Origin of the sequence: Sphingobium sp. ba1 (genome assembly GCF_000743655.1) — a bacterium.
In the GTDB taxonomy this organism is placed as follows: Bacteria; Pseudomonadota; Alphaproteobacteria; order Sphingomonadales; family Sphingomonadaceae; genus Sphingobium.
Genome location: NZ_JPPQ01000069.1, coordinates 2,368,912 through 2,380,816 on the forward strand (window position 1 = coordinate 2,368,912; position 11,905 = coordinate 2,380,816).

Consider the following 11,905-nt stretch of genomic DNA (forward strand, 5'->3'; position numbering starts at 1 on the left):
GTTAATTTCGTCGCCGGCCATGATGTTCAGCCGGCGGACGTTCAGGGCCTTGTAGCCCTCGAACGTCGCGTTCACCGGGTCGGTGTCGATGCACAAGGGTGTCTGCCCCTTGTCCATCTTGTACTGCGCAATGATCGCGGCGATGGCCGACTTGCCGACCCCGCCCTTGCCCTGCAAAACCATGTGAATTTTCGCCATTACAGTAGATCCTTTTTGTCCGGTGTTGGGTTGAAGGTGAAGCCGGTCGGGGCCGCAGCGGGGGCCGGCTTTTCAGCCTTGCCCCCCTGCTTCGGCCGCCGTGGCTCCGGCGTCTTGGGTGCCGGCGCGGGTTCCGCAGCCTTGGCCTGCGGTGCGGGCACATCGGCGGGCTTGGCCTTGATGTGCCGCCTGGCGTGCGAGCGGAACGTCTCGTAGGAGAACTTGACCTTCCCCGTTTCCCGCATGTGCTCCCAAATGGTGACGAGCGCATAGCCGGACGCTAACGCCGCCTCGACATCCGCCCTCACCGCCAGGAACGCAACCGCAGCCTCATCACGCCGGCGCTTCTTGGCCGCGCGGGATTCAACCCACTCGGCCAGCTCGTCGGTGTAGCTCTTTGGCATCGTCTCTCGCCTGTCCCCTCAGTTCAGTAATTTCCTGCATTTGCCTGTTTCCAGTCGGTAGATATTCCACAAAACAGCAGGGAAGCAGCGCTTTTCCGCTGCATAACCCTGCTTCGGGGTCATTATAGCGATTTTTTCGGTATATCCATCCTTTTTCGCACGATATACAGGATTTTGCCAAAGGGTTCGTGTAGACTTTCCTTGGTGTATCCAACGGCGTCAGCCGGGCAGGATAGGTGAAGTAGGCCCACCCGCGAGCGGGTGTTCCTTCTTCACTGTCCCTTATTCGCACCTGGCGGTGCTCAACGGGAATCCTGCTCTGCGAGGCTGGCCGGCTACCGCCGGCGTAACAGATGAGGGCAAGCGGATGGCTGATGAAACCAAGCCAACCAGGAAGGGCAGCCCACCTATCAAGGTGTACTGCCTTCCAGACGAACGAAGAGCGATTGAGGAAAAGGCGGCGGCGGCCGGCATGAGCCTGTCGGCCTACCTGCTGGCCGTCGGCCAGGGCTACAAAATCACGGGCGTCGTGGACTATGAGCACGTCCGCGAGCTGGCCCGCATCAATGGCGACCTGGGCCGCCTGGGCGGCCTGCTGAAACTCTGGCTCACCGACGACCCGCGCACGGCGCGGTTCGGTGATGCCACGATCCTCGCCCTGCTGGCGAAGATCGAAGAGAAGCAGGACGAGCTTGGCAAGGTCATGATGGGCGTGGTCCGCCCGAGGGCAGAGCCATGACTTTTTTAGCCGCTAAAACGGCCGGGGGGTGCGCGTGATTGCCAAGCACGTCCCCATGCGCTCCATCAAGAAGAGCGACTTCGCGGAGCTGGTGAAGTACATCACCGACGAGCAAGGCAAGACCGAGCGCCTGGGTCACGTGCGCGTCACGAACTGCGAGGCAAACACCCTGCCCGCTGTCATGGCCGAGGTGATGGCGACCCAGCACGGCAACACCCGTTCCGAGGCCGACAAGACCTATCACCTGCTGGTTAGCTTCCGCGCGGGAGAGAAGCCCGACGCGGAGACGTTGCGCGCGATTGAGGACCGCATCTGCGCTGGGCTTGGCTTCGCCGAGCATCAGCGCGTCAGTGCCGTGCATCACGACACCGACAACCTGCACATCCATATCGCCATCAACAAGATTCACCCGACCCGAAACACCATCCATGAGCCGTATCGGGCCTACCGCGCCCTCGCTGACCTCTGCGCGACGCTCGAACGGGACTACGGGCTTGAGCGTGACAATCACGAAACGCGGCAGCGCGTTTCCGAGAACCGCGCGAACGACATGGAGCGGCACGCGGGCGTGGAAAGCCTGGTCGGCTGGATCAAGCGCGAATGCCTGCCGGAGCTGCAAGCGGCGCAATCCTGGGAGGACCTGCACCGCGTCCTGCGGGAAAACGGGCTTAAGCTGCGCGAGCGCGGAAACGGCTTCATCTTCGAGGCCGGCGACGGCACGACGGTCAAGGCCAGCACCGTTTCGCGCGACCTGTCCAAGCCGAAGCTCGAAGCCCGATTCGGGGCATTCACGCCAGCCGAGGGCGGCGAAGCCCCCCGGCGGCGGGAGTATCGAGCGAAGCCGCTCAAGACCCGCATCGACACCACCGAGCTATACGCCCGGTATCAGTCTGAACGCCAGGAAATGGGGGCCGTGCGCAAGGGCGAGCTGGACACGCTGCGCCGGCGTCGTGACCGCCTGATTGAAGCCGCGATGCGCAGCAACCGGCTGCGCCGCGCCGCTATCAAGCTGCTGGGCGAGGGGCGCATTGCAAAGCGACTGATGTACGCGCAGGCGCACAAGGCTCTGCGCGCCGACCTGGACAAGATCAACCGCGAGTACCGGCAGGGCCGTCAGGCGGTCCAGGAGCGCACGCAGCGCCGCGCGTGGGCCGACTGGCTCAAGGCCGAGGCGATGAAGGGCGACGACAAGGCCCTGGCCGCGCTGCGCGCACGCGAGGGCCGCAGCGACCTCAAGGGCAACACCATCCAGGGCAGCGGCGAGGCCAAGCCGGGCCATGCGGCCGTGACGGACAACATCACGAAGAAGGGAACCATCATCTATCGCGTCGGCAGCAGCGCCGTCCGCGACGACGGCGACCGCCTGCAAGTCTCGCGCGAGGCCACCACGGACGGCCTGGACGCCGCCCTGCGCCTGGCAATGGAGCGCTTCGGCGACCGGATCACCGTCAACGGCACAGCAGAGTTCAAGGAGCGGATCGCGCAGGCGGCCGCCGCTGGCCGTCTGGCAATCACCTTTGACGACGCCGCCCTTGAGCGCCGCCGTCAAGAACTACTGACGAAGGAGCAAGCACATGAGCAACCCGAACGAAATGACGGACGAAGAGATCGCGGCGGCGATGGAGGCATTCGACCTGCCGCAGCCAGAACCACCCTCAACGCCACAGGCGGCGACGGCGACCGACGGGACGCTCGCGCCGTCAGCGCCGGCGGAACCGTCGCACTCCGCAAGCCCAACGTTGGACGCATTGGACGAAAGCCGCCGCCCCAAAGCCAAAACCGTTTGCGAGCGCTGTCCCAACTCGGTGTGGTTCGCATCGCCGGCGGAGCTGAAATGCTATTGCCGCGTGATGTTCCTGGTCACGTGGAGCAGCAAGGAGCCGAACCAGCTCACGCACTGCGACGGGGAGTTTCTGGGCCAGGAAGAGGGCTAAAGCCCGAACAGATCGCGGCGGCCGAGAAATATGTTGCCGAGCGCGAGCAAAAGCGGCTAAACGGCTTCGATATACCGAAGCATGCACGATATACTGATTATGTTGGTGCGCTGTCCTATGCAGGCACCCGGAACGTCGAGGACCAGGCGCTGGCCCTGTTGAGGAAAGAAAACGACGAGATTCTGGTGCTGCCCGTCGATAAGGCCACGGTGCAACGCATGAAGCGCCTCGCCATCGGTGATCCCGTCACCGTGACCCCGCGAGGCTCCCTTAAAACTACCCGAGGTAGGAGTAGATGAAGAACCGAAACAACGCCGTGGGGCCACAGATACGGGCGAAAAAACCGAAGGCCAGCAAGACCGTTCCCATCCTCGCCGGCCTGTCCCTTGGGGCAGGCTTGCAGACCGCGACGCAATATTTCGCCCATTCCTTCCAGTATCAGGCCGGACTTGGCTGGAATATCAACCACGTCTACACGCCCTGGTCGATCCTTCAATGGGCCGGCAAGTGGTACGGCCAATATCCCGACGATTTCATGCGCGCGGCCAGCATGGGTATGGTCGTTTCGACCGTGGGCCTGCTGGGCACGGCCGTCACGCAGATGGTCAAGGCGAACACCGGCAAGGCGAACGACTATCTGCACGGTTCGGCCCGCTGGGCCGACAAGAAGGACATACAGGCCGCCGGCCTGCTGCCCCGGCCGCGCACCGTCGTCGAGCTGGTGTCAGGCAAACACCCGCCCACTTCCAGCGGCGTCTATGTGGGCGGCTGGCAGGACAAGGACGGCAAGTTCCACTACCTGCGGCACAACGGCCCCGAGCACGTCTTGACCTACGCGCCGACGCGCTCCGGCAAGGGCGTCGGCCTGGTCGTTCCGACGCTGCTTTCCTGGGCGCACAGCGCCGTCATCACCGACCTGAAAGGCGAGTTGTGGGCGCTGACCGCCGGCTGGCGGAAGAAGCATGCCCGCAACAAGGTCGTGCGCTTTGAGCCGGCATCCGCGCAGGGTAGCGCGTGCTGGAACCCGCTCGATGAAATCCGCTTGGGGACCGAGTACGAGGTTGGCGACGTGCAGAACCTTGCCACCCTGATCGTCGATCCGGACGGCAAGGGCCTGGAATCGCACTGGCAGAAAACCAGCCAGGCGCTGCTTGTCGGCGTCATCCTGCACGCGCTCTACAAGGCTAAGAACGAGGGTACGCCGGCCACCCTGCCGTCGGTGGACGGCATGCTTGCCGACCCGAACCGCGACGTGGGCGAGCTTTGGATGGAAATGACCACCTACGGCCACGTTGACGGGCAGAACCACCCTGCGGTCGGCTCTGCGGCCCGCGACATGATGGACCGCCCGGAGGAAGAATCCGGTTCCGTGCTGTCCACCGCCAAGTCCTACCTGGCCCTGTACCGCGACCCGGTTGTGGCCCGCAACGTCAGCAAGTCCGACTTCCGCATCAAGCAACTGATGCACCACGACGACCCGGTAAGCCTGTTCATCGTGACGCAGCCCAACGACAAGGCCCGTCTGCGGCCTCTGGTGCGCGTCATGGTCAACATGATCGTCCGGCTGCTGGCCGACAAGATGGACTTCGAGAACGGCCGTCCTGTCGCGCACTACAAGCATCGTCTGCTGATGATGCTCGACGAGTTCCCCAGCCTGGGCAAGCTCGAAATCCTGCAAGAGTCCCTTGCCTTCGTCGCCGGCTACGGCATCAAGTGCTACCTCATCTGCCAGGACATTAACCAGCTCAAGAGCCGCGAAACCGGCTACGGCCACGACGAAAGCATCACGTCGAACTGCCACGTGCAGAACGCCTACCCGCCGAACCGCGTGGAGACGGCCGAGCACCTGTCAAAACTGACAGGCACCACGACCATCGTGAAGGAGCAGATCACGACGAGCGGCCGCCGCACGTCGGCGCTGTTGGGCAACGTCTCGCGGACCTTCCAGGAAGTGCAGCGGCCATTGCTGACCCCCGATGAATGCCTGCGCATGCCGGGGCCGAAGAAGAGCGCCGACGGCAGCATTGAAGAGGCGGGCGACATGGTTGTGTACGTCGCCGGCTATCCCGCGATCTACGGCAAGCAGCCGCTCTACTTCAAAGACCCGATATTCCAGGCCCGCGCGGCCGTACCGGCTCCGAAGGTCAGCGACAAGCTGATCCAGACGGCCACCGTCGAGGAAGGGGAGGGGATCACGATATGAGCCGCTTCCAGCGCCTCACCAAGTACGTCGCCATCGGAGGCGGCGCGGCCTTGTTGCTCGCCGGCGCGGCCTATCTCGCCGGCGCGAAGGTCAACACCACCAAAAGCATTCCGGTCGGCCTGTACTGGAAATCGAATGCGCCGGTGGAGAAGGGGGCTTACGTCATGTTCTGCCCGCCGCAAGTCGGCGTGTTTTCGGACGCCAAGGAGCGGGGCTACATCGCCGGCGGTTTCTGCCCCGGCGACTACGGCTACATGATGAAGCGAGTTTTAGCCGCTAAAGGCGACGAGGTTGCCATCACCGACGCCGGCGTGCGCGTGAATGGCGGGCTGCTGCCTCACAGCGCGCTCATCAAGGCCGATCCATCAGGACGGCCGCTGCCTCGTTATCAGTCCGACAGCTACACCCTGGGGACCGCCGAGGTTCTGCTTATGTCCGACGTAAGCGACACGTCTTTCGACGGCCGCTACTTCGGGCCTGTCAATCGTTCGCAAATCATCACCGTCATCAGGCCGGTTCTGACCTGGTGAGGGTAGGGGGATATATGCAATTTGAACGCCTTGTAATCGCTGAAAAACCGGAGCTGGCAAAAGCCATCGTCGAGGGCCTGGGCGGCGGCAGCCGCAAGGACGGCTATTACGAATGCGGCTCCGACCGCGTGACCTGGTGCTACGGTCACATGCTGGCCTTGCTAGACCCGGAGGACTACGACGAGCGCTACGCCAACTGGAACATGGCCGACCTGCCCATCGTCCATATTCCCTGGCGCAAGAAACCGTCCGGCGATGCCGGTGCGAAAGCTCAGTTCAAGACCATCCTCAGCCTGTTGAAGCAGGCGAAAAGCGTGGTTCACGCCGGCGACCCGGACGACGAAGGCCAGCTTCTGGTCGATGAAATCCTGGAATACGCCAACTGCCGTCTGCCGGTGCAGCGGCTGCTTATCAACGACAACAACGTGAAGATCGTGCGCCGGCAGCTCGCCGCGATGCGCGACAACCGCGAGTTCGCCGGCCTGTCCGCTGCGGCCGAGGCCCGCAGCGTCGGCGACCAGCTATACGGCTTCAACATCACGCGCCTGTACACGCTTGCGGCACGCGCGAAGGGCTATCAGGGGCTGTTGAGCGTGGGGCGCGTGCAGACTCCGATCCTGGGCCTTGTCGTGCGCCGTTGCCGCGAGAACGCGGCCCACCAGAAAACCTACTACTACCTGGTGAACGGCCAGTTCGAGGTCGAGGGCATTCAGTTCCCGGCCCGTTACCAGGTCGCCGACGGCGATCCGGTGGACGAGAAAGGCCGCCTCAGCAACAAGGAGCACGCCGAGGGCATCGCGGCCGCCGTGAGCGGCCAACCCGCCCGCATCGTGTCCGTGACCACCAAGGCGAAGGAAGCGGCTGCGCCGCTGCCCTACAACCTGCTGAAACTGCAAATGGACGCCTCGCGCAAGTTCGGCTTCAAGCCGGACCAGGTGAAGGACATTACGCAGGCCCTGCGCGAGAAGCACAAGCTCATCACCTACAACCGTTCCGACTGCGAATACTTGAGCGAGGAACAGCACGGCGATGCGCCGGGCGTGCTGGCGGCCATCGCACAGACGGCCCCCATGCTGGCCGCTGCTGCGCAGCGCGCCAATCCGACGATCAAGAGCCGCGCCTTCAACTCGTCCAAGGTTTCCGCGCACCACGCGATCATCCCGACCGAAAGCACGGCCGACCTGTCGAAGCTCACCGATGCCGAGCAGAAGATTTACCTGCTGATCGCGCGCGCCTACGTCGCGCAGTTCTGGCCGAAGCATCTGTATGACCAGACCGACGTGCTTGCCCAGGTCGGCGATCATCGTTTCGGCGTGCGCTCGAACGTCACCACGTCGCCGGGCTGGAAGATTCTCTACAAGAACGACGCCGGCAACGAGGACCTGGAAGGCAATGCCGACGACATTGAACAGGACCTGCGCAAGCTGCGTGACGGCCAGGCCGGCACCTGCACCGATGCGAAGGCCGAGCAGCAGGAGACGAAACCGCAGCCGCTGTACACGATGGAATCTCTGCTGTCGGACCTTACCCGCGTTGCGAAATACATCCGCGATGACCGCCTGCGGAAAATCTTGATCGAAAAGGACAAGGGCAAGCAAGGCGAGCACGGCGGGATCGGCACGCCGGCAACGCGAGACTCCATCATCGCCACGCTTTTCGAGCGCGGCTACCTGGTGGAGAAGGGCAAGCACATCGTGTCCACGCCGACCGGCGAAGAGCTGTACGACGCACTGCCCGACACGGCCAGATTCCCCGACATGACCGCGCTCTGGCATGAGCAGCAGAAGGCCATCCAGGCCGGCGAGCGCGACACGCTGTCGTTCGTCAACGAGCTGATGGAATACATCGGCGCCGAGGTCGCCAACATCAAAGACAACGGCCTCAACATGAAGATCGACACGCACCCTTGCCCGTCCTGCGGCAAGCCGCTGCGACGCCTCAAGAAGAAGGACAAGAACGAATACTTTTGGGGCTGCACCGGCTTTGCCGACGGCTGCAAGTTCGCGTGCGACGACAAGGGCGGCAAGCCCGTCCCGCGCGAGGCCCCGAAAGTCTCCGAGCTGCACAAGTGCATGGCCTGCGGCCACGGCCTTTCCCGTCGGCCTGGCAAGAAGCGCGGCATGTTCTGGTGGGGGTGCAGCAACTTCCCGACGTGCAAGCAGACATACCCCGACCTGAAAGGCAGGCCGGACTACAGCAAAGGCCGTAACGGCACCAACCAGGAGTGAAAGCGATGAATGATCCCAAGACCGTGCAGCAGGACGACTTTGCGCCGTTCGACGATACCGCGAACGCCGCCGCCGCCCTGCGTGAAAAGCTCGCCGATGCGATGACGCCCGGCTTCCAGGTCGAGTTCGACCCGGAAGAAGCGGAGAAGGCCGGGGCCTTCCCCGAGGACGCCTTGAGCGAGCAGGACGCCGCCGAGAGCGACATTGACCTGGTGGACGCGACCGTGCCCGAGGACACGACGACCGCGGCCGCCAATGACGGGAGGTAATTGGCTATGGCAGAGGTCAAAAAGCCGTTCCACGAGCAGGTTGCCGAACGCCTCATTGAGCAACTGAAAGCCGGCACTGCGCCGTGGCAAAAACCGTGGGAACCGGGCATGCCCGGCTCCTTCATCCCGCTCAACCCGACTACCGGGAAGCGTTACAAGGGCATCAACGCGATTCAGCTCATGGCCCAGGGCCATGCGGACCCGCGCTGGATGACCTACAAGCAGGCCGCTGCCGCCGGCGCACAGGTGCGTCGCGGCGAGAAAGGCACGCCGATCCAGTATTGGAAGTTCAGCGAAGAGCAGACCAAGACCGACGAGCAGACCGGCAAGCCGGTCCTCGATGCCAACGGCGATCCGGTCAAGGTGACGGTGCAGCTCGAACGCCCGCGCGTGTTCTTCGCCACCGTGTTCAATGCGGAGCAGATCGACGGCCTGCCGCCGTTGGAACGCAAGGAACAGACTTGGAGCGCCGTCGAGCGGGCCGAGCACATCCTTGCGGCGTCAGGTGCCACCATCCGCCACGGCGAGCACGACCGCGCGTTTTATCGGCCGTCCACGGACAGCATCCATCTGCCCGACAAAGGCCAGTTCCCGAGCGCCGACAACTACTACGCAACCGCGCTCCATGAGCTGGGGCACTGGACCGGCCACCCGTCGCGGCTGGACCGCGACCTGGCGCATCCCTTCGGGAGCGAGGGGTACGCCAAGGAAGAGCTGCGGGCCGAGATTGCCAGCATGATCCTGGGCGACGAGCTGGGCATCGGCCACGACCCCGGCCAGCACGCGGCCTATGTCGGATCGTGGATCAAGGCGCTACAAGAGGACCCGCTAGAGATTTTCCGCGCGGCCGCCGACGCGGAGAAGATCCAGGATTTCGTCCTGGCGTTCGAGCAGAAGCAAATTCAAGAACAAACGACCCAGCAGGCCATCGAGCCTGCGCAGGGGGCAACTATGGAGCAACAGCAAGACCAGGTGGCACGACCGGCCATTGCGCCGGCCGACGAGCTGATCGCGCAGACCCTGCGCATGTACCGCGCCGGCGCGGAGCCGGCGGAAGGCAACCAATCGCTGGCCGCGCTGACCGAAACCACGCTGGGCTTTGAGCTGCCTGCCGATTGGACCGGCCGCGTCCAGGTCCAGGCCAACGTCGAGGTCGAGCACGACGGCGAACGGTCCGTGGTGCCGGCCGGCGACCGAGAGCCGGAGTTTTGGGGCGTCTATGCGAACCATGCGTGGGGCGGCCACCAATGGCTTGCCGACTTCGCCGGCCCCGACGCGCAGACCAATGCCGAAGCGCTCGCCGACCGCCTGGCCGTGATCGACGCTTACGCGACGGCCAACGAGTACGAGCAGGCCGCGAAGTTCGCCCGCATCCATGAAGAGCGAGTTCGCCGCGATCCCAACAGCACCGACGAGGACCGCGTTGCCGCCAAGGAGGCGCGCAAGGCCGCCGAGGGCACGGCCATGCTGCACGACGAGGACCTACAGCGCCGGATCGCCGACTACGAGCGCGAGCAGCAGGAAATGGCCCAGGCCATGAACGCCGCCGAGCAGCCGGCGGCCGCTCAAGCCCCCGCCAAGCCCGAGCGCGCCTACTTGAACGTGCCGTTCAAGGAGAAAGACGAGGTGAAGGCCCTTGGAGCGCGCTGGGACCGCCAGGAACGCGCCTGGTACGTTCCGGCAGGGGTTGACCCTGCCCCGTTCGCCAAATGGGCGCGCGAGGGCGCTACAGCGGCCGTAGAGGCCCGCGCCGAGGCCCAGCCTACCCAACCCACGGCCGAGCGCCCCAACGCGGCCCAGGAGCGCGTCTACCTGGCCGTGCCCTACGGCGAGCGCCAGGTTGCCAAGGCGGCCGGCGCGCAGTGGGACAAGGTGGCCAAGTCCTGGTACGCCGGACCGAACGCCGACATGGGCAAGCTGCAACGCTGGCTGCCGGACAACGTGCCCACCCAGCAATCCCCGGCCGTCACCCCCGAAGATGAGTTCGCGGAGGCCCTGAAAAGCATGGGCTGCGTCGTCACCCCAGGCGGCGAGCACCCCATCATGGACGGCAAGAAGCACCGCATCGAGACCGAGGGCGACAAGAAGGGCGAGAAGTCGGGCTTCTACGTCGGCCACCTCGACGGCCACCCGGCCGGTTACATCAAAAACAACCGCACCGGCGTCGAAATGAAGTGGAAGGCCAAGGGCTACGCCCTGGACCCCGCCGAGAAGGCCAAGATGCAGGCCGAGGCGGCGGCCAAGCTGGCCGCGCGTGCCGAGGAACAAGAACGCCAGCACGAAGCCACGGCGCAGCGCATCGGCCGCCAGGCGCAAAGCCTGGTTCCCATCACGGAACCGACGCCGTACCTGCGCGACAAGGGTCTACAGGTGCACGCCGGCGTCCTTACCGACCAGGAGGGCCAGAAAACCTACATCCCGGCCTACGACGCCGACGGCAAGCAATGGACCATGCAGTACATCCAGGAGGACGGCACCAAGCGCTTCGCCAAGGACAGCCGCAAGGAAGGATGCTTCCATGTCGTCGGTGGCATGGATGCGCTCGCGGCCGCGCCGGCGCTGGTGATCGGCGAAGGCTATGCCACCGCCGCCACAGTGGCCGAAGCGCTGGGGCACGCGACTGTCGCCGCGTTCGATTCCGGCAACCTACAGGCTGTTGCCGAGGCCCTGCACGCGAAATTCCCGGACAAGCCCGTTGTGATCGCCGGCGACGACGACCGCCAGGTGCAGATCACCCAGGGCGTGAATCCCGGCAGGACGAAGGCACAGGAGGCCGCCAAGGCGGTCGGCGGCAAGGCCATCTTCCCAATCTTCGCGCCGGGCGAGAACGCCTACCCGAAGGAGCTGCCGCCGATCACCCCGGAGAACTACCGCAACCATTTGCACGCTGAAAAGCGCCTCGCGGACGCGGCGGCCGGCAAGGTCCAGTTGAGCGAGGCCGACACGGCCAAGCTCAAGGAATCGCTGTTGAACGATGGCCAGCTCGCCGCCCTGTCGAACATGAAGAAGCACACCGATTTCAACGACCTGTCCGAGCGCAGCAGCCTGGGCAAGGACGGGGTTGAACGCCAGGTGAGAAGTGCTGTCGGCAAGGTGCTTCTCGACGAGGGCCAGCGGCAGAAGGTGCAGCAGCTCAAGCAGCAAGACATCGAGCAGCAAGAACAGCGGCAACGCCGCGCGAGAACCTACTAAGGAGAACTAGAGCGTATGAACAAAGTACAGATCGGGGCACCACGCACATCGGCAAGCCCTGGCGTCATCATGAAACCCGAGGGCAGCGTCAAGATCGCCGTCATGAACGGCAGCCGCCAGGTGGACCAGGTAGTGAACGGCGAATGGCTGGCTCTGTTGCAAAAATCGTGAAGCTTGAGCATGCTTGGCGGAGATTGGACGGACGGAA

10 protein-coding genes are annotated in these 11,905 nt (G+C 64.4%); 8 read left to right on the forward strand and 2 right to left on the reverse strand.

Annotation, left to right across the window (positions count from 1 at the left end; translation table 11 throughout):
* Together IL54_RS25005 and IL54_RS25720 are read right to left on the reverse strand one after the other, a co-directional pair.
* On the reverse strand, positions 1 to 198 hold a 198-nt coding region (locus IL54_RS25005; RefSeq protein ID WP_272945511.1), incomplete at its 3' end, for a nucleotide-binding protein.
* Entirely contained in the window at positions 198 to 602 is a 405-nt protein-coding gene (locus IL54_RS25720; RefSeq protein ID WP_011205820.1) for a TraK family protein, read from the reverse strand. The genes IL54_RS25720 and IL54_RS25005, both read right to left, overlap by 1 nt.
* Positions 603 to 969: 367 nt before the next feature.
* On the opposite strand from IL54_RS25720, the gene traJ reads away from it, so the two are divergent.
* Genes traJ through IL54_RS23105 form a run of 8 tightly spaced genes read left to right on the forward strand, consistent with a single transcriptional unit; the run spans position 970 to position 11,868 of the window.
* A complete protein-coding gene (gene traJ, locus IL54_RS14625) occupies positions 970 to 1,341 on the forward strand; it encodes a conjugal transfer transcriptional regulator TraJ (protein WP_008832110.1) in 372 nt (123 codons plus the stop codon).
* A 34-nt stretch (positions 1,342 to 1,375) separates the two neighbouring features.
* Positions 1,376 to 3,574, forward strand: a complete 2,199-nt coding sequence (gene traI, locus IL54_RS14630) for a TraI/MobA(P) family conjugative relaxase (RefSeq protein ID WP_011205818.1) — start codon at positions 1,376 to 1,378, stop codon at positions 3,572 to 3,574.
* Complete coding sequence (locus tag IL54_RS14635) at positions 3,571 to 5,478, forward strand: type IV secretory system conjugative DNA transfer family protein (protein WP_011205817.1); 1,908 nt, start codon at positions 3,571 to 3,573, stop codon at positions 5,476 to 5,478. Before traI ends, IL54_RS14635 begins: the two co-directional genes overlap by 4 nt.
* Positions 5,475 to 6,008, forward strand: coding sequence for a conjugative transfer signal peptidase TraF (traF, locus tag IL54_RS14640; protein ID WP_011205816.1), 534 nt, complete (start codon positions 5,475 to 5,477; stop codon positions 6,006 to 6,008). Before IL54_RS14635 ends, traF begins: the two co-directional genes overlap by 4 nt.
* A 14-nt stretch (positions 6,009 to 6,022) precedes the next feature.
* The gene (locus tag IL54_RS14645; RefSeq protein ID WP_011205815.1) at positions 6,023 to 8,236 is read left to right on the forward strand and encodes a DNA topoisomerase 3; all 2,214 of its coding nucleotides are present in this window, start codon (positions 6,023 to 6,025) and stop codon (positions 8,234 to 8,236) included.
* A 5-nt stretch (positions 8,237 to 8,241) separates the two neighbouring features.
* Positions 8,242 to 8,505, forward strand: a complete 264-nt coding sequence (locus tag IL54_RS25760; RefSeq protein WP_011205814.1) for a protein TraD — start codon at positions 8,242 to 8,244, stop codon at positions 8,503 to 8,505.
* Positions 8,506 to 8,511: 6 nt separating this feature from the next.
* On the forward strand, positions 8,512 to 11,697 hold the full coding sequence (locus IL54_RS14655) for a zincin-like metallopeptidase domain-containing protein (RefSeq protein ID WP_011205813.1): 3,186 nt from the start codon (positions 8,512 to 8,514) through the stop codon (positions 11,695 to 11,697).
* Positions 11,698 to 11,712: 15 nt separating this feature from the next.
* Positions 11,713 to 11,868, forward strand: coding sequence for a hypothetical protein (locus IL54_RS23105; protein WP_202807667.1), 156 nt, complete (start codon positions 11,713 to 11,715; stop codon positions 11,866 to 11,868).
* Positions 11,869 to 11,905: the final 37 nt, after the last annotated feature.

Excerpts from the sequence above, each read along its gene's own strand:
- IL54_RS25720 (WP_011205820.1), bottom strand. The coding sequence starts at position 602 with ATGCCAAAGAGCTACACCGACGAGCTGGCCGAGTGGGTTGAATCCCGC.
- traJ (WP_008832110.1), top strand. The coding sequence starts at position 970 with ATGGCTGATGAAACCAAGCCAACCAGGAAGGGCAGCCCACCTATCAAG.
- IL54_RS14635 (WP_011205817.1), top strand. The coding sequence starts at position 3,571 with ATGAAGAACCGAAACAACGCCGTGGGGCCACAGATACGGGCGAAAAAA.
- traF (WP_011205816.1), top strand. The coding sequence starts at position 5,475 with ATGAGCCGCTTCCAGCGCCTCACCAAGTACGTCGCCATCGGAGGCGGC.
- IL54_RS14645 (WP_011205815.1), top strand. The coding sequence starts at position 6,023 with ATGCAATTTGAACGCCTTGTAATCGCTGAAAAACCGGAGCTGGCAAAA.
- IL54_RS25760 (WP_011205814.1), top strand. The coding sequence starts at position 8,242 with ATGAATGATCCCAAGACCGTGCAGCAGGACGACTTTGCGCCGTTCGAC.
- IL54_RS14655 (WP_011205813.1), top strand. The coding sequence starts at position 8,512 with ATGGCAGAGGTCAAAAAGCCGTTCCACGAGCAGGTTGCCGAACGCCTC.
- IL54_RS23105 (WP_202807667.1), top strand. The coding sequence starts at position 11,713 with ATGAACAAAGTACAGATCGGGGCACCACGCACATCGGCAAGCCCTGGC.